General features: G+C 56.2%; 14 protein-coding genes. 11 read left to right on the top strand and 3 right to left on the bottom strand.

Annotation, left to right across the window (positions count from 1 at the left end; all coding sequences use genetic code 11):
• The 11 genes from NG895_RS07110 (at position 1) to NG895_RS07165 (ending at position 15,308) form a co-directional block, all read left to right on the top strand.
• Positions 1-1,302, top strand: coding sequence for a PAS domain-containing sensor histidine kinase (locus NG895_RS07110; protein ID WP_252851779.1), 1,302 nt, complete (start codon positions 1-3; stop codon positions 1,300-1,302).
• 39 nt (positions 1,303-1,341) lie between these two features.
• Positions 1,342-1,752: a response regulator gene (locus tag NG895_RS07115; RefSeq protein WP_252851780.1), complete on the top strand. Its 411-nt coding sequence runs from the start codon at positions 1,342-1,344 to the stop codon at positions 1,750-1,752.
• Between the two features lie 60 nt (positions 1,753-1,812).
• Complete coding sequence (locus tag NG895_RS07120; RefSeq protein ID WP_252851781.1) at positions 1,813-2,262, top strand: hypothetical protein; 450 nt, start codon at positions 1,813-1,815, stop codon at positions 2,260-2,262.
• 869 nt (positions 2,263-3,131) lie between these two features.
• The gene (locus NG895_RS07125; RefSeq protein ID WP_261360706.1) at positions 3,132-3,674 is read left to right on the top strand and encodes a sigma-70 family RNA polymerase sigma factor; all 543 of its coding nucleotides are present in this window, start codon (positions 3,132-3,134) and stop codon (positions 3,672-3,674) included.
• Complete coding sequence (locus NG895_RS07130) at positions 3,667-5,508, top strand: LamG domain-containing protein (protein WP_252851783.1); 1,842 nt, start codon at positions 3,667-3,669, stop codon at positions 5,506-5,508. The genes NG895_RS07125 and NG895_RS07130 overlap by 8 nt, the downstream gene beginning before the upstream one ends.
• Before the next feature lie 52 nt (positions 5,509-5,560).
• The gene (locus tag NG895_RS07140) at positions 5,561-6,589 is read left to right on the top strand and encodes a DUF1559 family PulG-like putative transporter (RefSeq protein ID WP_279676014.1); all 1,029 of its coding nucleotides are present in this window, start codon (positions 5,561-5,563) and stop codon (positions 6,587-6,589) included.
• A gap of 56 nt (positions 6,590-6,645) precedes the next feature.
• Positions 6,646-7,071, top strand: a complete 426-nt coding sequence (locus NG895_RS07145) for a hypothetical protein (RefSeq protein WP_252851784.1) — start codon at positions 6,646-6,648, stop codon at positions 7,069-7,071.
• Between the two features lie 75 nt (positions 7,072-7,146).
• A complete protein-coding gene (locus tag NG895_RS07150; protein WP_252851785.1) occupies positions 7,147-8,178 on the top strand; it encodes a PEP-CTERM sorting domain-containing protein in 1,032 nt (343 codons plus the stop codon).
• An 83-nt stretch (positions 8,179-8,261) separates the two neighbouring features.
• Positions 8,262-10,181 (top strand): hypothetical protein, encoded by a 1,920-nt coding sequence (locus tag NG895_RS07155; protein ID WP_252851786.1) that lies wholly within the window; start codon positions 8,262-8,264, stop codon positions 10,179-10,181.
• A gap of 87 nt (positions 10,182-10,268) precedes the next feature.
• A complete protein-coding gene (locus NG895_RS07160) occupies positions 10,269-11,114 on the top strand; it encodes a PEP-CTERM sorting domain-containing protein (protein ID WP_252851787.1) in 846 nt (281 codons plus the stop codon).
• 156 nt (positions 11,115-11,270) lie between these two features.
• Positions 11,271-15,308, top strand: a complete 4,038-nt coding sequence (locus tag NG895_RS07165; protein WP_252851788.1) for a lamin tail domain-containing protein — start codon at positions 11,271-11,273, stop codon at positions 15,306-15,308.
• 407 nt (positions 15,309-15,715) lie between these two features.
• Here NG895_RS07165 and NG895_RS07170 read toward each other — a convergent pair whose 3' ends face one another.
• The 3 genes from NG895_RS07170 to NG895_RS07180 all read right to left on the bottom strand — a co-directional run bounded on the left by NG895_RS07170 (position 15,716) and on the right by NG895_RS07180 (position 22,526).
• Positions 15,716-16,552, bottom strand: coding sequence for a PEP-CTERM sorting domain-containing protein (locus NG895_RS07170; protein ID WP_252851789.1), 837 nt, complete (start codon positions 16,550-16,552; stop codon positions 15,716-15,718).
• 212 nt (positions 16,553-16,764) lie between these two features.
• Positions 16,765-21,072 carry a PEP-CTERM sorting domain-containing protein gene (locus NG895_RS07175; protein WP_252851790.1) on the bottom strand — a complete coding sequence of 1,436 codons (4,308 nt, stop codon included), beginning with the start codon at positions 21,070-21,072 and terminating at the stop codon, positions 16,765-16,767.
• 113 nt (positions 21,073-21,185) lie between these two features.
• Positions 21,186-22,526: an alkaline phosphatase family protein gene (locus NG895_RS07180; RefSeq protein ID WP_252851791.1), complete on the bottom strand. Its 1,341-nt coding sequence runs from the start codon at positions 22,524-22,526 to the stop codon at positions 21,186-21,188.
• Between the last annotated feature and the right edge of the window lie 20 nt (positions 22,527-22,546).

The raw sequence follows: 22,546 nt of genomic DNA on the forward strand, positions 1-22,546 counted from the left end.
ATGCTCCGTACCATTCTTCAAAAAGTACTCTCTCCATCTCCGCGAGAATTGCGACCATTCGTCGACGCGCTGCTGGCAGCGGTGGACGATGCCGCACTGTGGGTCGATTCACGGGGAGTGGTCCGTATCTGTAACCAGAAGGCTCAGCACCTGCTGGCAAGCAGTCGCCGCAAGCTGGTTGGATCGAAGGTCAATCGGGTCCTCCCTTCCCTTTTCGCCGAGGGTTCTCAGGAATTGTTCGAAGGGCTGCTGCGAACCGGATCCACGTTCGCTACGCCGGAACGAATGGAGACGCTTGCGCTCGACGCCGAAGGTGTCACGTTTCCGGTGGTGCTCATCGTCAAGACGTTCGAAATGAGAGGCCGGTCGCACTACGTGCTACTAATCCGAGACGTCACACGACGCCAGGCGGAGAAGAATGAGTTGGAGAGCTTCGCCAACCAACTGCTCATCACCAAAAAAGCGCTGGAGCAACAGAACCGACAACTCGAAGACCGTATCAAGTCCCGCACCGAGGAGTTGCGGGTGGCCAAGGAACAGGCCGAGTCCGCCAACGAGGCCAAGTCGTCATTCTTGGCAAACATGTCGCACGAACTGCGGACCCCAATCCATGGCATCCTTGGATTTGCCAGGTTCGGCTGCCGACGATTCGAGGAGGCTCCCCGACCCAAACTGCTAGAGTACTTTCAGCAAATTGGCACGTGTGGGAACACCTTGCTGAATCTGGTCAATCAACTTCTCGATCTGGCAAAACTCGAGTCCGGTGTGTTATCCATCGAGACAACCACCGCCAACCTGGCCGATGTGGCAGCCAGAGAAGTGCAAAGCCTGTCGGCCATAGCCGAAGAAAAGCAGGTGTCCATTCGACTCGATTGCAGTGAGTATCTGCCCGATGCAGTCATGGATGTCGATCGAATCGGCCAGGTACTACGCAACCTGCTTAGCAACGCACTGAAAGTTTCCTGTCCAGGCGACACCATCGCGCTGCAAGTCGATAGCAAGGACGATTGCGTTCGCCTACGCGTCGTTGACGAGGGGCCAGGAATCCCCACGCACGAGCTCGATAGTATCTTCGATAAGTTCGTCCAGTCGACCCGGGCGGACGCCGGTGCGGGAGGCACCGGGCTGGGCTTGGCAATCTGCCGTGAGATCGTCCAGCTGCATAGAGGCCGTATCTGGGCCAACAACGAGAGTCCCTGCGGCGCGGCGGTCTGTTTCGAGATTCCTGTCCCCAACTTAGCGAACCCCGGTGAACAGACGACGCGGGTCGTCCACCAGGATCTTGTCGGTCAAAACACGTAAGTGAGATTTGTACTCCCCAAATAGAAACGAGCTGTATCCATGTCCGCCGCCGCAACGGTGCTTGCTATCGACGACAATGAAATGAACCTGCGCATCATCCTGGAGTCATTGGGCGACCAGTTCGATGTGCTAACGGCCAGCAATGGACGCGAAGGCCTGCAACTGGCCATCACCCATCGACCACGGGTGGTGTTGCTCGACATCATGATGCCGGTCATGGATGGATACGAAGTCTGCTCGGTACTGAGGAGCCGATTTTCCCGTGAAGCATGCGGCATCATCCTGGTATCCGCCAAGTACGAAATCGTCGATCGCCTGAAAGGGTTTCACATCGGTGCCAACGGGTTCATCGCTAAACCGTTCGACGATGAGGAGCTGTTGGGAAAGATTCAGAAATCGATGCTTGGCGAGGACTGCTCTGAACTGCCCGAAGAGGCCCTCGAGATCTAGCGGCTCGCCTCTGATATGTCGCATGGCCCTCCACCTGCCGTACCGTAGCTGCCTGCTGCCATGCCTCCAGCAGCGGGTGAGCCCCGCCGCCGGGGAGGCGGAGTCGATCGCGTTTGGCTTGTCAAATCCGTCGTCGAGCATCTGAGGGTCGCCATACTGCTTGCGCTGGATCTCGAAGCTGTGCAGGTGTGCGTTCTTTCAGCCCATCTGGGAGGCGCCGCCGCGATCAGATTCTACGCCTGTGGAAATCTTCGCCGGCAGGAGGTGCACTCGCCGTCGAATCAGTGCACCAGCGCGGTGATCGCCATTGACTCGGGCAGCGACATGATCGCTTTGAAGGCGAGCGGGTTCGGGGGGCATGGTCCCGTTACCGTGCATCGGTTCCTCGTGCTGAGCAGCCTGGGCTGTGAGGGGAATAACGAACTGCACATCCCCAAGAACCCGGCCCTGCCCTCCGCCGACCTGGTGCTTTCCCAAGTTTGCGTGGCATCTCATCCAGAAGGCAACTGACTCCAAGCAGTCAGCCTTTGGGCCTTCAAATGAACTGCTTGATCCATTACATGCGCTCCTACTCGCGTCGCAAGCTCTTCCTGGCAATGGATTAACGCCGACCCATTGAAGCTGCAAAGCAAAGTACGCAGGCGCCCACGCTTGGTTTCGAGGAGCCTAATCAGACACAGCAATGGCGCTTGGAAACGTGTACCACGTCAAAAAAGCGCACGCTTACTGGTGTGAAGAGTGTCGTCGCAAACGGTTCTGCAGCAACAACTTAAGAAAGTGCCCCCTCAAGGAATCGAATCTTGAATCTACTGATTAAGGGGCGCGGAGCCTTTCGTAGATCCCACGAAAAACAGGGCCTTCTTGGTCCAAATCTAGCAGGTTTGGTCGTCTTATACACGCCAGCCGTGTACTGAGACGTGCAACAGTACTCGCGTCGGCGAACGCCACCTCCGCACCTTGGGCCAGATCGGTCACCGCGGCAGTCAAAGCATCTGCTGTGGTGTCGGGCGATCTACGTCGCATCGTGCCAAGCCCGTAGTAAATATCTTTCTTATGGACTCAAGGCTAACAAGACGGCGGCATCCAAATTGCCTTGTTAGTCAAGAACGATCAGGTAACTCACAAGCAACCCTGGGCTCCCGGCAAACCTCAATCGCTGTGGCCGCAGGCGGCGGTGCTTCACGTCCTGTGCGGCCAGGTTGTAAAAAACTACGGATTCCCAAATTTCTGCAATTCTTGCGTTACCAAACAAGCGGCTCCGGCGATTAAGTATTGAAGTATAAGTGCTTGGTGTCCGGCGGACTGAACACGGGTGCAAGCAGGCGGTATTTGTTTGTTCAGCGTCACGGCACCCCTCTTCCATAAAGATCGTCTGACCGATGTGTGAATCGGAAACAGATAGGATTTCTAGGTTCTCTCAGTTGGTAACTGAGAGCCGCAGTCGCGTGTTTAGCTTTATCTATTCGATGCTGCACAATCAGGCGGACGCGGAGGATGTCTACCAGCAGACGACGATCGTCATGTGGGAAAAATTCGGAGAGTATCAGCCGGGTACGAGTTTCGTGAACTGGGCTCTTGCGATTGCCCACAACAAGATCAAGCAATTTCGACGCCAAACTGGCAGGGACCGTCTGCACTTCGACGATAGGGTCATGCAACTGATGGCCGAGACCTATTCGGAGTTGGAAGTGCGGAAGTCATCTTCGGAGCGGTTCGAAGGTCTGCTGCACTGCTTGAGCAAGCTTACTGACAAGCAGCGGCGAGTGCTTCGTCTTCGTTACTCTGACAGCTTCTCGATACAAGACCTGGCCCAACGGGAACGCAAATCCGAGGCGGCCATGGTGATGGTGCTTGCACGGCTGCGCAAGTCGCTGCAGGCGTGCATCACAGCAGCAATCTCACGAGGGCTCGTCGATGGATGAAGCGAATGCCGACAATGAACTCTTCTTGCTGGTCGAACTCACGATGACTGGCCGGGCCGACCAAGGTCAAATCGATCGTTTGGGCTGGTTACTTGAGCGCGACAAAGAGGCCCGAGAAAAATACGCACGTGCCTGGATGTTGGACGTCGACTTACGTCAAGTGCTGCACTCGGGTGTGGATCCAGCACTGCAGCAAGTCGAGGAATGTCTCGTTTGCGTGCCTCCTGATACCGATGAGATTTTGGGTCGCGTCGAGGTAGGCTCGATGCGCCGAATGCAACAGAAAATTCTCTCGCCCTCGTTCCAGTTAGGCGCCGCCGTGCTGGTGCTTGTGGGGCTAGTGGGATACTTGCTTGGCCGCGGACCGGAAGGCACGCATTCACAACAGCCAGTGGCTTCAGCGACCGATCCCAATATGGACCTTAGGCGGGGTCGAGACTTGGCCGATTCGCCGCTGCAAAGCGGCGCTTTGCGTATTCGCCTTACGAAAGCGTCGCGGTGCGTGTGGGGTCACTCGTCCGAAGATTCCAGAACCCTTCTTGCGAGTGGTGTCGAGCGGGGCGAGTCTTTGGAGCTACTGGAAGGCTTCGCTACTTTTTCGCTGGTCGCCGACCGCTGGCAAGCAAGTGTCCAAATCGAAGGCCCCGCCGCCATGGTGGTAACCTCCGATGAACTGCCTGCTCTACGGCATGGACAAATGCTAGTCGACATCAAATCGTCCACAGAACCACTATCGATTGACTTGCCCTATGCCGAAGTGCACCTGATGCCAGGTTCGGAGGTAGGCGTCGTGGCGTTCGGTTCCCTTTGCGAGGTGCATGTCTTTCGCGGGGTCGCCAGCTTAAAGAGCTTGTGGAACATGCAATCGATAGGGGGTGGCAGCGCCGACGGTGCTTTTGTGGTGCCGGAAGGCTCCTCGTTGGCGATGGAAGCACGCAATGGGAATGTGGTTTCCACCACCGAGAGCACCGCGAATCGTGGAATGTTCGATGCAGCCGAGTTCATGAAGGGGGGGCAGCTTGTCGTCACCAAGAAGTACGTCGATCAGGTGGTCGACGCCAACCCGGTTGCCTACTGGCGATTCGAAGAAGCTGTCGATGGAGTGGTGAACAACACAATGCGTGATCGGTTCGCCCTGCTCGTCCATGGCGGTTTGAAGCTCGATGGCCTGACTGGAAACCGATATGTGAACTTCCGCTTAGACGAAAACGCCGACCATCAGCGTTTCCTATACACAGCCGAACCCATTTCTCCTGCACTGCAGGGAGATTACTCCGTCGAGTTCTGGATGAATCCTAGCCATCACCAAACCAGCACACTGCTGGCGTTGGTCGTACCCGAGGCAGGCCGCCAAGAACCACAAACCACTTGGGAAGGCATACGCATTTCGGAGCATGGGTTGTTGATTGAGATCGGCGGATTTTCGGGGGATCGTGGGATAATGCAACCCCGCAAGTTGCGGTACGTTCACCGAAACCCTCCCGGCACCGGAGGAGGCACTTCCACATTCTCTACGAAAACTTACGCGGTACGCGAGTGGCAGCACGTCGTATGTGAAAAAGAAGGCGATAGAATGCGGGCCTATCTGAATGGCAAGCTGTGCAGCGAGGCTACCGATTCGACCAAGCTGCCACCCGAGTTGGTTGTCGTGATTGGTCAGATTTCGGACGCTCGGTTCGAGCGATCGTTCTATGGTCAGATCGACGAGTTCGCAATTTACAATCGTGCTTTGAGAGAGGATGAGATTCGATCTCACTATCAAGCAGCCCAATTTATTGACCATTCGCCATTATTTGGAGCTCCCACTTCTCTGAGGCCCAATCTGGAGTTGTAACCAAATGGATTGTCGCGCACACAGGTGGTTCGGGCAGTCGGAACAGCCGGCATTGCCCCGATGTCGCGTTAACTCGCTTGTCGGCTTTACTCTTGTTGAGTTGCTGGTGGTGATCGCCATCATCGGCATTCTTGTAGCACTGCTCTTACCAGCAGTCCAGGCTGCGCGAGAGGCAGCGAGGCGGGCAGAGTGCGTGAACAAAGAGAAGCAACAGGTGCTGGCCTTACTGCAACACGAACAACAAAAGGGCAAACTACCTGCCGGCAGGCTGGGATGCGATGGCGGAAACGCCGATCAACCTCCGGGCGTGTGTGCGGACTCGCTGAACAACCAGGAGATTTCCATTAGCGGGTTCTTTGCCATCCTGCCATTCCTCGAGCAGCAAGCATTATTCGATCAAGTGCCGACGCAGGAACCGTTTCCAGACAACACGTTGCGGTTCAACCCCGAAGAAGACCGAATCTACGCCCGCAGCTGGTTTGCCGATCCGCTTAATCAACAGCTAATTCAGCAACAGATCGACGTCTATCGCTGCCCCAGCGATGAATCAACGCCCTTGTACACGCACGTGGGCGGTACCGCTATGTTCGCCACCGGAAGTTACGCGATGAGCATGGGCACGAAAGGCCCACAGTCTTCCACGGATTACTCGTCACGCGGCAGTAATGTCAAATGGCTCAACACCGGCGCTTTTCTCTATCCGGGACGGGAGCGGTCCCTTCGGCAGATCACCGATGGGCAGAGTAACACTTTCTTCGTCGGCGAGGCGTCGGGTGGTGACCAGCTTAGTGGGCGTAACCGCTGGATTGTGGCCTCGCGGTACATCGACTCGATGCGGACCACTAACTACCCACTCAATACACCAGCGGAACTAGACCTCGCGGGAACCAAGAGTTGGTTCTCGACAAACTACGTGACCAACGGTGCGTTTCGAAGCTTCCATCCCTCCGGAGCCAACTTCGGGTTCGGCGACGGCCATGTTGAATTCATTACGGATGAAATCGGTTTAGATGTATACCAGGCGTTGTCCACAATTGCCGGCGATGTTGGAAAGGAAGAACCTCTTGATCTAGCTCGCTAGCAATTGTGAGTTTTTATCCCGATTCGTTACCTTGTTGTTCCCAGGCGGTACTTCTGATGGCGGTGCGTTCCAATTTCTGTGCGCTGGTGATCTTGCTAGCCGCGTTGGCGGGTTGCTCCGATAGCGTGGACCGTGTGCCGGTCAAAGGAAGAGTGTTCGTCGATGGACAACCACTTACCCATGGGATGGTTCAAGTTGTCCCCGAAGGAGCGCGCCCTGCCTACGGCGAGCTGAACGCCGAGGGTGAATACAGCCTGATGACCTTCAAGGAGAACGACGGCACCGTTCCAGGTGTTCATCCGGTAACGGTGACTGCCATCGAGACCGTAGACGAATGGCACAACAAGTGGCACGCGCCCAAAGAGTATTCCAACGCGAGTGCTGGGCTCACCGTAGAAGTCGGGTCTGATGGCTCTGCCTCGGACATCGAGCTTAGTTGGAAAGGCGGAAAACCTTTTGTGGAGAGCAACCGAAAGGACTAACTTTTGTATTCAATTGCCCACACTTCACCTCGATCGACACACTTTTCCCAGGAACCATTAGCGAAGGGAACTACCATGCGAGTTAAGTTTACTGCCTTGCTTTCGATTGTCTTGACTGCAGCTGGATTCGGCAACGCCGCCGACTTCGTCCTCGTGACCGATGATGCAGCCGCAGACGCCCCCCTGATCAACCATCTAGAGAACTACATGGGCCACACGGTCACGTCTACCGGCTCGTTCATAGACTTGCAACCAGGCTCTGCAGAGGTGGCAACACTCAATGCCGCCGACATGGTGATCGTTAGCCGTACTACGGGCAGCGGTAACTACGACACGACCGATGTCGTAGCTGCATGGGACAGCTTGACGGTTCCCCTACTATTGGGAAATGGCTGGATCACTCGCAACAACCGCTGGATGTGGGTAGATACAGACGCAATGCAGGAAAATTACGACGGCGACATCTCCGACCCGGTGGGCGATACGGAAACGGATCCCCTGTTTGCCAATCTCGTTCCCGACACAGGAGATCTGATTGGCGGCCCACCGATCTCTGGAATTGCGAAGTACGATTGGACATCCGATTCGGATCTGCCAAATAGTGGAGTGATTTTGGGCAACGGTGAGATCATCGGCGTACGCAACAACGCTGCCCAACCGAACATCATCGTAGCCAGTTGGGATGCCGGGCAGATGACCGGCAGCGGAAATGTACTGGGCGGCAACCGATATTTCTACGCCATGCCCCAGAGTTGGAGCAGCTTCAGGAACAACGGAGTCCCACTGTTCGAAAACATTCTCGGACAGGAATTTCCCATCGTGGATGGCGACGTCAATCTCGACGGCGCGGTGACCATTGAGGATTTCAACGCGATTCGCGACAGTTTCGGAGACGAAGTCAACATGCGAAGCCTGGGCGACCTGAACGCCGATGGCCTGGTCAATTTCATCGACTTCAACGAGTGGAAGAACGCGGCCGGGCCACTGCTGGCTTCGCAAGCTGTATGGGGAAATGCAGTGCCGGAGCCCAGCACTGCCGCATTGCTGGCCATCGGAGTGATAGGCTTGATGGTGCGTCGAGTACGGGGCGCGAACAGACGGGCCTGAGTCGCGGCAAGCAACTGCTTGCGATATCAGCCATTTGAGATTCCTGCGCGTCTTCCTCTACTCAGCTTAAACTAAACACTACCATGAAATACACTATTCCAATCCGACTAACGATGAGCCTCGCCGTGTGCTGGCTCGCCGCATGTTATCATGCTAATGTGCTGGCCCAAGTCGAAATTAACTGGGTGGGCGCCGACGGCGCCGCTTACAATGTGGATTCCAACTGGGATTTCGAGGGCTTCGGTGGCGTTCCCGGGATTGTGCCCGGCGACATCGCTGTGATTGGCAACGCCACGCAACTTACTGGTGTTGCCAATCTCAACTCGAATCCTCTCTCTCCCGCTGGCTTGATCCTCGGCAACGTGGCCGATAGCTCTGGCACACTCAACATGACCGGGGGAAGCCTTACTGTTGAAGTACAATCGGGGACCGCCGGCAGGATCTGGGTTGGCGCTGGCGGTACCGGCACGCTGAACCTCTCGGGTGGATCACTGAACTCTGTCGTGTTCAGCTCCAATGCCGCCAGCACCATGAATCTCACTGGGGGGTCTCTGAACGTATCGCAGATCATGGAGCTCAACGGCACAACCATTATTACGGGCAACTCCGCGAGTCTGAATGTTGGCATCCTGGACCTGAACGCTTCCAGCTCCTACGCCCCGACGATTACTGCTGCAGGCATTACCAAGGCCAACGCCACCGGCCTCACGGCCCTAGAGGGCACACTGGACGTCACGTTCGCCGGCGGAGTGACACCGTCGATTGGCGAAACTTGGGACTTGATCGAAGCCAGCACCATCGTCGGCGACTTCGCGGCCGTGAACACGACGGTTGACGGCACTTTGCCCGACTGGCACCGTTTTCGTGTCGCTAAGGTCGACGCAGGTGGCGGCAGAGAGATTGCTCAGCTGCAGGCGTACGAAGCACTTCGCTTGCAAGTTAATCCCAACAACGGAAACATGACCATTCTGTCTGGCACCAGCACCGGGGTCGCCATCAACGGATATCGCATTCAGTCGTCGGCCGACAGGCTCGATTTCGATGGAGCCACTTGGACGACACTGTCGCCAACCAACGGGTGGAACGTTGCGAATGCCTCCAGTGCACAGTTGGCGGAACTCAAATCAAGCTCAGGTGGATTGAACGTCACAGAATCGGCCAGCGTATCCCTGGGCACGCCGTATATGGTCGACGCGGAGACCTTGCCATTCGGCGAAGTACCAGGCGAAGACATCACGTTTACTTACAACACCCCCAGCGGCGAAACCTTCGACGGAATCGTCGAGCTCGTCGGTGGAGATTTCTTCAACAACTTTGTGCTCACCATTGATCCCGATGATGGCCAGGCGGAATTGAGGAACGATTCGAACTACACGATTGCATTTGATTCCTACCAGCTGACTTCAGCATCCAGCGTTCTGGATGCGGCAAATTGGGATCCCCTCGGTGGAGCCTGGCAGATTGCGAATCAGAATCAGGTCGACGCCGGATCGCAACTGGCCGAGCTCAACACGACCGGCAATCGAGTGCTGGGCCCTGGCCAGCGACTGTTGTTGGGTACCATCTTCCCGCAAATTGGTTCGGTCGATCCTACGACCGACCTGGCATTGGTGGCAGCCAACTCCGACCCGGGGGCTGAGATTCCCGTGGTGAATGCTGTGATTCGCGTCGGTGATGTGGAGCCCCTCATCAATGTGCAGGGCGACTTCAACGGCGACGGCATTGTGGACCTTGCCGACTACACGGTGTGGCGTAACAACCTGGGCGCCAGTAGCGAATCAGTCATCAACGACGCCGGCAACGGCAACAACATGGTCGACTCGGGAGACTACACCGTATGGAAAAACAACTTCGGCACAGTTGCTGGAGCGGTGTCCGCAGTCGTCGGTACACAGACTGCCGTGCCGGAACCCCAGTCGTTGCTACTTTGTGTAGGTCTTGTTGCCGGAGTGGCGATGATGCGGTCGCGCAATCATCGCCAGCGCGTCGAGGTAGACGGATAACCCTCTTTGGCTTCCGCAGCCTATCGTTTTGCTTGTCAAACTTCCAAACTAATTGCTTCTCAAGTTGTACACCTGGAGTGTTGTCTAATGACTTGTTTCTTCCGATTGCCGCTGACTGTAGCGTTTCTCGCTGCCGTGTGTAGTTTTTCCACTTTTTGCGAGGGAGCAAGCATTTTGCTTGTCACGCAAGATGCCACCAGAGATGCCGATCTGATTGCTCACCTAGAGTCTTTAGGACATGCGGTGACTACAGGATCCTTCTCGGAGCTGGATACGACACCGGCAGACATCGCGACCCTTAACACTGCCGACTTGGTTGTAGTTACTCGAAATACGAACAGTGGCGACTATGCGAGCAATGCAGAAGAAGTAGCCGCTTGGGACAGCCTGACATCTCCGTTGGTTTTGGGAAACGGCTACATCAGCCGCAATACACGTTGGAGTTGGGTCGACACTGGCAACATCCAGGAGAACTACGGTCTTGATATTTCGGCTCCGGTCGGAACCACTGCAACCCATCCTTTTCTTGCTGGAGCACTGCCGAACGAGGACTTTTTGACCGATCCTGGCGCCTCTCCGGCCATTTCAGGACTCATGAAGTACCGCCCGTCGAGTAGCACGGATATTCCTGACGGCGGAGGTGTAATGGGAGATGGAGATACCATCGCCGTACGAAACAACGCCAGTGTTCCGAATGTCTACATCGCAAGCTGGAACGCCAGCGAGATGACCGGCAGTGGTAACGTATTGGGTGGCGATCGAGTCTTCTATGCATTGCCGGAGGACTTCTCGAACTTCCAGCCCGCCGGCATCACCATCTTTGACAACATTGTCAATTCCACACTCGGTATTCCCGAACCATCGAGCTTGGCAATCCTAAGCATTGTTGGCCTCGCCGGTGCCGTTGCATTTCGGAGCCGTCTTGGAAGCTGACAGGGGACTGGGATGACTATAGACGCCAGGGTGCTGTGCCCTTGGGGCAGCGAGGGCACGGCGCCCCTGGTGTTGGGTCGATGGCCTGCCTGGAGCTTGTCGGTGCAGAAGATCGACACGGACGGTTAGCTTATCGCAGGGGCAGAGTGCATGGGCATGAAGAGAACAGTTTCGCGGGCAATTGGTGGTGCGAGGTCGTTGGGTTTTGAAGCTCTTGAGCCACGGCGCTTGCTGGCGGTGGTGATTAGCGAACTCGGTGGAGGCGATTCTGACTTCTTGGCAACTCGTATTCGCGAGAGTGCCAGTGAGCCATTCGGCGAGGCGGAAATCACGCCCGATTGGATTGAGTTGGCGAATTCATCGCCAGCCGCGATTGATCTCTCCGGGTATCACTTGACGGACGATGCTACGGATCCATTCAAGTGGGAAATACCTTCAGGCACCACCCTGGCTGGAAACGGCCACATAGTGTTTTTTGCTTCCGGCGAGGATGTAACCGACGTTAGTCTCGACCTGGCAGGTTTCCTGCACACCAGCTTCAGCCTCGACAATGGTGGCGAGTATCTTTCCCTAACGGACACCCAAGGACAAGTGGTGTTCGAGTACGCCCCGAAGTTCTCACCGCTGGAGAAAGGCTACACACTCGGCCTGAACGCAGGCGGCAGCACTGTCTACTTCGCCAATGCCACGCCGGGCGAGGCCAATGACGACGCGTCCGCAGTGAGTGGGTTTGTCGAAGATACGAAGTTCAGCATCGACCGCGGTTTCTACGACGCACCAATGGTTGTGGAAGTGACCTCGAACACTCCGGGGGCAACGATCGTCTACACCGTTGACGGTTCGGAACCCACTCTCACCAATGGCACGCAGGTCGCCGCACCGAGTTCTGTCACCACTCCGCTTGCGTCGGTAAACCTATCGACCACGACCGTGTTGAGGGCTCGCGCCTATTTGTCGGGCTACGCAGAGACGAATGTCGATACGCACACTTACCTGTTCCTCAACGATGTTCTTCAGCAGTCGGCCACTCCCAGGGGTTTTCCGACTGCCTGGGGAGCCGCGCCGTTTGCTGACTACGAGATGGATCCAGAGATCGTCGACGATGTTTCGTATACGCAGTACTTGATCAACGGGCTGCGTGAACTTCCGACACTATCGATCGCCGGAGATGTTGACGACCTCTTTGGGGTTTCGGGAATCTACTCCAATCCGCTCAACGACACCCTGGAGGCCCCCGCGTCGGCGGAGTTGATTTACGGAGACGGGGCCGTGGCCTTCCAAGTCGACGCGGGCCTCAAGTTGCAGGGCGGTGCCAGTCGCGAGCCGGATAAGTCGCCCAAGCATTCGCTTAGCTTGCGGTTTCGCAACCAGTACGGTCCCGGCATGTTGGACTATCCGCTGTTCGAGGATTCGACCGTCTCCAGCTACGACAGCATCCAATTGCGCGCCATGTTTAACAACTCGTGGATTCACTGGGACAATGACCAAAGACCACGGAGCACCATGATTCGCGACCAGTACATGCGTGATTCGCTGTTGGCCATGGGGCAGGTAGACGCAGGGCAAGGGAATTACGTTCATCTGTATCTCGATGGGTTGTACTGGGGCGTGTATAACATGTCCGAACGCCCCGAAGCGTCGCACTACGCCGAGTACTTTGGCGGCAGCGAAGACGACTACGACGCCCTCAATGGCGGCACCCCGGTTGATGGCGATTTGGCCAGTTTCCACTCCATGCAGTCAACGGTCGCATCGGGCGACTGGTCTGCAATCCAGCAGGTGTTGGACGTCGACAATTTTATCGACTTCAACATCATGCAACGTTTCGCCGGCAATTCCGATTTGAAGTCGGACGGCAACTGGAAAGCTGTGGGGGGTGGCCCCGATGATGCGCCTTGGCGGTTTTATGCTTGGGATTCCGAACGGATTCTCGAAGGGGTTACCTCGACTTATGTCGGCCCCGCACACGATCCAGCCGGCATCTACGACCAGCTCCTCGGACTTGATGAATTTCGTCTTCGGTTTGCGGATCGCATTCAGCAGCATTTCTTCAATGAAGGCGCCCTCACGCCCGCCAATAACGTCGCGCGCTTTCAGGCGCGAGTTGACGAGCTTCAGAACGCCATCGTTGCCGAATCGGCTCGGTGGGGAGATTATCGACGTGATGGTCACCAACTGAATTGCGGTTGCGATCTTTACGATCGCGACGATTATTGGCAACCGGAAGTCGATCGGTTGCTGAACGACTATCTGCCATTCCGTACTGACATTGTACTCGACTACTATCAGTCGATTGGGCTTTATCCAGATGTCGTCGCTCCAGAATTCAGCCAACATGGAGGTGCCATATCGAGTGGGTTCCAGCTTCAGATCGATACTCCGCTTTCGACGGTAACCACCGAGACGTCATTCATTGAAGAATTACAAGGCGATGTCACGGTCTGGGTGCCTACGTCTGCGGTTCACGACACCCTGGTCGGTGGCGCCCGCGAGTGGACGTTGCCCGAGTTCGACGATGCGGCCTGGATCGTTGGCGTCGGCGCGGTGGGCTACGACACAGGCAGCGGTTACACGTCGTTCTGGGGGGTCGATTTGCTGGATCCGAGCCTCGGCGAATTAGGAATCGACACAGACAACAATCTCACCCCTGATAATTCCTCGGTCTATACCCGCTACGAATTCAACGTCGATTCAGACTTTGATACTGGCTCCGTCGAGGACTTACTGCTACGAATCGGCTACGACGATGGATTCATTGCCTATCTCAACGGCATCGAAATCTTACGAGTGAATGCGCCGAGTTCCCCAGCCTGGAATTCGATCGCCACCGAGTCTCACGAAGCAAGTTCTTCAATCAATGCTTTGACGGAGTTTTCGGTTTCGCAGTACCGCAATGAGTTACTCTCGGGTGAAACCAATGTGTTGGCGATTCACGGCTTGAATCGTTCGACGACGAGTTCAGACTTCCTAATCTCGCCCGAACTGGTCTACACCATCGAGTCGGCAGTGACGCCGGCGCCGACCTATTACACAACCAATGGTGCGGATCCGCGTTTAGAAGGCGGAGCGATCAATTCAAGCGATGCCAACCTCTACACTGGTCCACTGACAATCAACAACACGACGACCGTCAAGGCAAGATCACTGGTCAACGGCGAGTGGAGCGCTCTGACCGACGCAACATTCACTGTCGCGAACGATGTCTCGAACATCGTCATTACTGAGCTGCACTATCATCCCTTGAACCCCAGCTTGGAAGATGAAGACGATCAGGAGTTCATCGAACTATTCAATGCTGGCAATTCCGCGGTCGATCTATCTGGTTTACAAATCACTCAGTTTGCATCAGAACCCTACGTGATTGCCGAAGGAGTAACGCTCGAGGCGGGCGAGTATCTGATTGTCGCGCGTAACGCGCCCGTGTTCAACTCGGTGTACACGGCAGACATAAACGTGCTCAGTGAGGGATATGCGGGACGAAATCTCAGCAACGGTGGAGAGACCGTCGCACTTGCTGACGCCTTAGGTGTTGAATTCTTCAGCTTCACCTATGACGACCACGCCCCCTGGCCCGAGGCCTCTGACGGCGACGGTCCATCGCTGGAAATCATCGATCCATTGGGCGATCCTTCGGACCCTTCCAACTGGCGTGCTAGCGCCATCATTGGCGGTTCACCTGGTTCGGCCGGTCTAGCCATGCCGCTCATCGCAGGTGACTACGATGGCAGTGGGACGGTCGATACCGATGACTACGGCGTATGGCGTAGCTACTTCGGCCAATCGCTGTACACGGCCGGCGCCGGCCCCGACGGCAACAGCGATGGCCGCGTTGATCTCGCCGACTACGTCATCTGGCGCAATAACTTGGGAGCCAGCATTGCCCAGCTAAACAGTCCGGCCTCTATCGAAAGCAGTGGCGAACCAAGTGTTGCAGCTGGTGTGACTGCCAGCGACGCGGCGTTCGCCATGTACCAATCGCCGGAAATCGCCACGGTAGAGGATCAATCCGCACCACAGTTCGCGACCAACGTCACACGCTCGCCCTCAGCAACACCCGAGTCTCCACTCGTCTCGCACGGCAAAGCTCGCTCCTTTCCCTCGCCCGTGGTAGGGCATCATGATTCGGAGCAGCACAATAACGCGGAAATCGCTGCGAACCTTGCCATCCAGTGGCGAAAACTCTCGTTGTTCTGAGCGGCCCAAGGATGACGTCCTGATTGTTGCGCAGATTGACTTGGGCAGTCCCTGCTTGGTAGGAATTGAGTTGTCGAGATTCAATCCACCAAGCGAAGGAGACTGCCACGATGACAAGTTTAGCAGGAAGTGCCGAAATCGGAGGCATTGTTCAGGTCGACGAGGCTCAGATTCGGGGGCCCTACCGGCTGGGCAAAGCCCTTAAACAATTGTGCGCAGGTTGACAGACGCTACCAACGAAGCCGATGGTAACGGCGAATTCATGAGTGTATGAACCTATGAAAATAGAGGGAGGCGCAAACGAACTCGCTCGGACCGGAGTGGTCCAAGCGAGCTGTAGAATCCTCACAGTGACTCGACGCAGTGGCGATTCCAAACGATTGGCCGACGCGTGGAATGCCCCAAGCTTAGCGGCGTCGCCAAGTGACTCCGACGCAACCACCCACGACCAGCAAAACTGTGATCAGCGTAGAAGGCTCGGGAACTGCGGCCATATCAGGGATCTCACCACCTGGACCACCAAGCGACAACGCCTGCCCGTTCGTCAATGGGAAGTCGTAGATGGCCAAATTAGAAACGTGCACCTCAGCGTCATCACCGTCGTTGTCGGCAAAGAAATGCACAAGGTTCAGGTTAGCTGTGGAATAAAGAGAGTGACGACCATCCAGGCCCTGCGATCCGTGATCGAACGACCAATTCGTGCCGCTGCTATCGGTGACGGTGGTTGTAAAAGACGATGGCTCCGCCCCAATGTTTGCGGAGAATACGATGCGGTACCACTCTTCCGCCGCAACCGTCTGCGTGCTGTAACCAATCGCAGCGACACCGATCTCGTTGCTGGTTGAGATGAAATAATCTCCGTCATTGGTGTTGTCAGCGTTGGTTTGAAACAGGGTGCGCCAGGTGCTGTCGGTGGACGTGGGGAGGTAAAGATCGTAAACGAACGTGAACTGGTTCACGTACTCACTACTGCCACCATTGGGAACGAGGTCGTGATTGGCGGTGAAATAGTCGCCTAATCCCACGGCGAAGGCTCCGTCCGAGCCGTCGATACCCGCGACACCGGCAATCGTGCTATTGGAGTTGTTGACGATCAAATCGTTGCCAATGGTCGCCACAGCGGGATTCGACCCGTCATCGAACTCCCACAACCCGACCAGATTCGCCTGCGCCGAACCAGCGGCGAGCACAGAGCCCAGCGCCGATGCGCCAATGAGGAGAAGCAGACTTCTACAGGTGCCCATTAGTCAACCCTTTCATTTAACGTGCAAAAGATGTTACTCAGGATGCCAGACTCTCGAGAGGCGAAACACAACCCAACGTGCTGGTGGGTCAGGCAACTCCACTGCAGTCTCTCCACTTCGATGGAGCTCTTCTCTAAACCGATGTAGCCAATACCTGCGTGCTGCTAACGAGAATCCAATGATTTGCTCGATGGCAGCGGACGCGCAATCAACTATCTGCGGCCCCTTGCCCAGGCGGCAGCGAACAAGCTGCTGATGCCAATCATGACGAGGGCCGATGGTTCGGGCACCGGACTTCCACTGAGAGCCGAGACGATGGCCGACCCCATGGATGGATTGGCCGCGTTGATCAGAGCCCAGTCCCGCAGGTCCGTCGTACCATCGTGATTCATATCGCCCTTTTCCCAGGTCGACCAATCGCCCACGGTAATCACCTTGTTGCCCCAGCCCGTTATCCGGTTCTCGAACAGCCAGTTATCGACAAACGCGGTCACGTCGTCGGTTGCGGCGGGGCCGGTGCCATTGCCCGAGACCACACCGTTCATGTTTACGTCGCCCATCAGCAGGACGCCACCCGGCATCGTGTTGGCGATCTCGTCGGCTATCCATTCGTTGTCGGCAAACAGATCGAAGGTTCCGTAGTTCTGCCCACCCGCCAGATCGGAGTTGTCGCCGAACACGTACATTTCCAAATCATCGATCGTTCCGTCGAAGTACTCGCCGAAATCCGCTGTGCTGGGATTCGAGTCCTGGTTGGCCAACTCGGCGGCTCCAATCGACAGCACTCCCACCCGATCGCCTGCCGTCAAGTCGCCTGGATCGGGAAAATCGTTGCTCGCTGAGACCGCAATTCCGTCGACGTACACGACACTAGTGAACCCCGCGTCGCTACCGACACCCGGTACGAACACCGGTGCTCCGGGAGCCTCGGAGGGATAAATGTGCTGCATCACGTGATACCAGGTATCACCGACCACAGGCACCGTGGCGGGGATGGATCCGTCGGTGGTCTCGGTGTCGAAAATCTGAGTCCACTTGCCGTCGGCCGTGATGGCAACACCACCTGCCTCGGTGGTGTCCATGACGATGGTCTGCCGGACGCCGGCATTCAACCCGGCCTGATCCGGACGGACCCACATCTGCAGTCCGCGAGCTTGCAGGCCGGCATAGATGAAGGGGAAACCACTGGGAAAGTTGTTGGTATCGGTAACCGATTGTTCCGGGATATTCAGCGGTATTCCCTGCAACCGATCGTCGACCCCATCGAATTCGATGCCGTATCCGCTGCCTCCTGGACGGGAAGTTGTAACGACATCTCGGTAGACCGGTGAACCAAACGCCTGCAGGTCCTGAGCATCGGTGAAGTTCGTTGCGTCAACAAATGCGCTGTCGGCGGTGAACTTGGAGCCACCTTCTCCCTGGAAATTGGTGCCGACTTCGAGTCCGTTGGATACGGGAGCTTCCACACTGTCGTCGCCCAGCAAGTAAGAGCGATCGGTTGTCTTGGCCGCCCAGGAAGGCAAGCTAAGGGAGACAAATAGTGCAGTGAGCAGGAAACAGCAAACTCGCCGAGATATGTCAGCACCCCAACCTGGCTTTTGTCGACCGATTCCCATCACCCCAACCAGGCCAACAACGAGCAACATCGCACCTGGTTCAGGAACGGTTGACCCAGCTAGCGCCCCGGCCCCCATTCCGGTGCCGAAGTTGCTCTTCCAAGAGGAATATTCTTCAGCGTCGACTGTCCCGTTTCCGGCAGTGTAGGATCCAGCTGGCAGCACCGATTCGCTGGCGCCGAGGTTGTTTCTCCAGACGGTGTAGTCGGCGATGTCAACAACACCGTCGCCATTGAAATCGCCGACCGTGGGCTGAGAAATAAAGATTTCGACATTTCCAGACACCAGGGTGCCGTCCTCCAAGGCATAGTTAAACGTGATATCTTCTGCACCAGAAATCCCGCCGGTATACACGCTACCGAGATTCACCGAGAACGAGTCGGCGAACGCGGTGCTGCCAGATAAGAATGCTTCGGTAAGAATGTCGACGCTGGAGTTTCCTTCGTCCCAAGTTTCACCAGGATCATTGCCAGCGCCTGGGGTCGGGCTGCCAGCGTGATCCACCGGGTCGATGCCGGCGGTGATACCAGACTGGTCGGAAAGACTGTTCCACCCCGAGGTGGTCAGCAAACCGTCTCCACCTTGGCCGTCCCCGGAAATGATCTCGTAGAAATTGATGGGTTGGCCCAAGTCATTCCCCGATTCGTTGTCAATCGTAACATTGCCAGTTCTCTTGTCGATATTGAGAGTGAGCGTGGGCTCGGGGACATAGGAGATCGGGTCTCCGGGGCCGCCCAGAAAACCAACTTGGAAGGATTTTAGGGGCTCGTCGAAGATGGCCAGCGTCGAGACGTGGACCTCATTGTCCTCACCGTTCTCGTCGGCAAAGAAGTGGACGAGATTCTCATTCGCCGTGGAATAGAGCGAATGCCGTCCGTCGAGACCCTGCTCGAGATGATCGAACGACCAGCTAGTACCGCCGCCATCGATCACGGTCGTAGTAAACGAAGATTCCGACGTACCAATGTCCGCCGCGAACACGAGACGATACCACGCGCCCTCTGAGACTGTTTGAGTCGTATACCCAATCTCCGCCACGCCGAGCCTGTTACTGGTCGAAACGAAGTAATCGCCGTCGTTGGTATTTCCCAGGTTCGTCTGGAAAAGTGAACGCCACGTGCTATCAGTCGATGCGGGCAAGTAAACGTCGTAAACGAAAGTGTATTCATTGACGTAATCGCTGCTTCCGCCATTGGGCGCGATATCGTGATTAGCAGTGAAATAGTCTCCTACACCAACCGAGAATGCCCCGTCTGCCCCATCAACACCTGCGGTGCTTACAATCGTACCGTTGGTGTTGTTCACGACCAGGTTGTTGCCGATAGTTGCTTGCCCCGGATTGGCAGCGTTGCCAAACTCCCAGAGACCTACCAGTTGTGCATTAGCAATTGACGTGCAGGCGACGACACAGAGGGCAACAACTGCTGCGCCCAACCGGCGCCGCATGGAGACCAGGGCCAAGCCCGCCATCGCGAGAATGGCGAGGGACGAGGGCTCTGGCACTGGAGAGCCGGCTAGCATGGCCTGAAATGATCCCGCACCATTGGCAGCATCGAACATCGACTTGAATGCGATGAAGTCGGCGTGATTATTGACGCCATCGCTGTTGAAATCTCCCTGACGGTAAGCCAGGGCGTCTGATAGTTCGCTGAAACGGGTGCCAAGATCCGCAACATAGGTATTCCAATCCAACCCGTCGACGGCGCCGTCGAAGTTCAGGTCGCCAGCAGGATACGGCACGGTTTGAGTGGTGCCAGTGAACAGTACATCGCCTTTGATCAGCTCATTGTTCTCATTGAGATACTCGAAGCTGATGTCGCTCTCGTCGAAGTACTTGAGCCAAGCGCCGTTGCTTCCATTGTCGAGCATGACTGGTGTCTCCGAGGGAATCGAACCCGTTGTGAGATGGGCCTCGCTCAGGTTGTCCGTGGCGCCGGAGGCCGTCAATTGCACCCAGCTCGAATCGCTATCGGCCAAGGGAACAAAATTGCTTTCCAAAAGAGCTCCTGCTGATGAGCGGATCGAATAGCCCTTGATGCCCTGGGCGGTGGAAAGTGGGTTGCTGATGGAAATCGCCCCCGAATCTCGATTGATCTCGACAGCGAGTACAGGATTGGGAGTAAACGCGATCGGATCTCCAGGTACGCCTAAGGCCTCCACTTGGAACGAACTCAACGGCCGGTCGAAAATGGCCAGGTTCGAGACATGAAGTTCAGCGTCGTCGCCGTCATTGTCCGCGAAGAAGTTCACGATATTCTCATTGGCCGTGGAATAAAGTGCGTGTCGACCGTCGAGCCCTTGGGCTCCGTGATCGAATGACCAGCTGGTGCCGCTTGCGTCGGTAACCGTTGTCGTGAACGACGATGGCGATGCGCCAATATCGGCCGAAAAAACAATGCGGTACCAATCTCCTGCAGAAATGGTCTGCGAGCTGTAACCGATGGCGGCTACACCAATCGTGTTGCTAGTAGAGATAAAGTAATCCCCGTCATTGGAGTTGTCGTCGCTCGTTTGAAACAAGGTTCGCCAGCTACTGTCACTGGAGACGGGAAGATACACATCGTAGACGAATGTGTACTCGTTAACATAACTGCCGCTTCCGCCGTTGGGGGGAATATCGTGATTCGCGCTGAAGTAGTCGCCAATTCCCACAGCCACGGCTCCATCCGAGCCGTCGATGCCCGCCACGCCGGCAATTGTGGCGTTGGTGTTGTTGACGATCAGGTCGTTGCCGATGGTAGCTCCGCCAGGATCGCTGGCGTTTTCAAACTCCCACAGTCCAACCAGCTGCGCATCAGCGGCGCGGCCCACGCCGAAAAACAGGGCAATGCCCAATAATACAACTCTGATGACACGTGGCCCAAAAACACCGGCGACGGAGCGACGCGTTCCAATAGTAAACATGGGCTTCAATTCCTTGATGTGACTATAAGGGCAGACACTAGTGCGGTGAATCATCCGGACCGTTTGCGGGTCGTGCGCCTTAGGAAAATCATCAGTAAACTAACAGAAAAGTATTAAGGCTCGGCGAAGAATCGCTTCGTGAGCTGGACAGACAAGCGAGGCGAGCGACTCCGGTAGAACCATTCGGATGCCAGGAAACCCAACAAGCAGATACTAAATGAAACCGCCATAGCGGGTTCTGGTACTGGATTACCGCTCAGAGCACGCGCAATGGCGAGTCCCATCGCAGGGTCCTTGGCGTTCAATATCGCCCAGTCGCCCAGGTCCGCGATGCCGTCCAGGTTCAGGTCAGCAGGGTTTGGGTTGTCCAGGCTATTTGGCAATAGCCAGAACGAGACGAATGCGGTGACGTCGTCGTGTTCAAATAGTCCAGTGCCATTGCCCGAAATCAGGCCGTCGCCATTAATATCGGCGCTGACAACGATACTGCCGTCGGCCCGCGATACCCCAGCATAGTAATCGGGGATTTCTACACCAAAGTGATCGAGGATTGTGGGCGCTGTGTCGGCATGGGAAACTTCCAATGGAAAGATCGGGAGATTGCCCTGGGTGAGGTTCTTGCTGGCGACGATGAACGGAATGGTCCGCTCCAGTGTGGATTGCCCTCCATGGCCGCCCGTGGCGAGGTGCCCATGATCGGACGTAACGACAATCTGCCAGTCCTCGTTAGCAAAGTTCGGCCGTGACGCAATGGCACTGAGTGCCTGCCCCACGTAGAAGTCCGCCGTTTCCACGGCTTGACGGTATCCGATACTGGAACTCCCACCAGCATGGCCAGCTGCATCGACCAGATCGACGGAGATGAACACGGCATCCGGGTCCAACCCGTCTGCGTCGGCAATCGCAGATGCAGCGGCGCCCACCGCATTGGCATCGTTCATGTACGACAGATGGAAGTCTACGTCATTAGTCGAGTCTGCATCCTCGTCAGGTGCGCTGACGATGTAGTCATCAATCGGCGGCCAATAGACGTAGCTTGCAGTTGTGAGCGCAGGCAGGCTCTCTTTCAGCGTCGCCAAATAGGGGGGATTGTTTGCGAAATCGCCGTTCGCGAAAGTCGAACCGTTGCCTGTGACACCGTGGCGATCGTTCCATACTCCCGTAAGCATCGTACTCCAGCCGGGGCCGGAGACCGTGATTTGCTGAGTTTCAGTCCCCAGGATCCCTCCCGCAAAGGCCGATCCGGAATACGCCCCACGGTAGCCCGCCTGCCAAGTGCCGTTGATCAAGCTTTCCATATTCGGTGTATTGGCTACACCGAAGCCCTGCTCGCCGTAACCCAGCCCATCGATGCCAAACAGCAACGACTTCTTCACTTGGGCCTGCGTATCTTGCACTATCCCCAGCAAGAACAAAAGGACCAACCACTTAAAGATTTTGGAGATGCGAGACATGTAGGATGCTGGCTTCACAG

Origin of the sequence: Aeoliella straminimaris, from assembly GCF_024054565.1 — a bacterium.
GTDB classification, from domain to species: domain Bacteria; phylum Planctomycetota; class Planctomycetia; order Pirellulales; family Lacipirellulaceae; genus Aeoliella; species Aeoliella straminimaris.

Bases quoted from the DNA above. Each gene is read 5' to 3' on its own strand.
- NG895_RS07110 (WP_252851779.1), top strand. From the start codon at position 1: ATGCTCCGTACCATTCTTCAAAAAGTACTCTCTCCATCTCCGCGAGAA.
- NG895_RS07115 (WP_252851780.1), top strand. From the start codon at position 1,342: ATGTCCGCCGCCGCAACGGTGCTTGCTATCGACGACAATGAAATGAAC.
- NG895_RS07120 (WP_252851781.1), top strand. From the start codon at position 1,813: ATGCCTCCAGCAGCGGGTGAGCCCCGCCGCCGGGGAGGCGGAGTCGAT.
- NG895_RS07125 (WP_261360706.1), top strand. From the start codon at position 3,132: ATGTGTGAATCGGAAACAGATAGGATTTCTAGGTTCTCTCAGTTGGTA.
- NG895_RS07130 (WP_252851783.1), top strand. From the start codon at position 3,667: ATGGATGAAGCGAATGCCGACAATGAACTCTTCTTGCTGGTCGAACTC.
- NG895_RS07145 (WP_252851784.1), top strand. From the start codon at position 6,646: ATGGCGGTGCGTTCCAATTTCTGTGCGCTGGTGATCTTGCTAGCCGCG.
- NG895_RS07150 (WP_252851785.1), top strand. From the start codon at position 7,147: ATGCGAGTTAAGTTTACTGCCTTGCTTTCGATTGTCTTGACTGCAGCT.
- NG895_RS07155 (WP_252851786.1), top strand. From the start codon at position 8,262: ATGAAATACACTATTCCAATCCGACTAACGATGAGCCTCGCCGTGTGC.
- NG895_RS07160 (WP_252851787.1), top strand. From the start codon at position 10,269: ATGACTTGTTTCTTCCGATTGCCGCTGACTGTAGCGTTTCTCGCTGCC.
- NG895_RS07165 (WP_252851788.1), top strand. From the start codon at position 11,271: ATGAAGAGAACAGTTTCGCGGGCAATTGGTGGTGCGAGGTCGTTGGGT.
- NG895_RS07170 (WP_252851789.1), bottom strand. From the start codon at position 16,552: ATGGGCACCTGTAGAAGTCTGCTTCTCCTCATTGGCGCATCGGCGCTG.
- NG895_RS07175 (WP_252851790.1), bottom strand. From the start codon at position 21,072: ATGTTTACTATTGGAACGCGTCGCTCCGTCGCCGGTGTTTTTGGGCCA.
- NG895_RS07180 (WP_252851791.1), bottom strand. From the start codon at position 22,526: ATGTCTCGCATCTCCAAAATCTTTAAGTGGTTGGTCCTTTTGTTCTTG.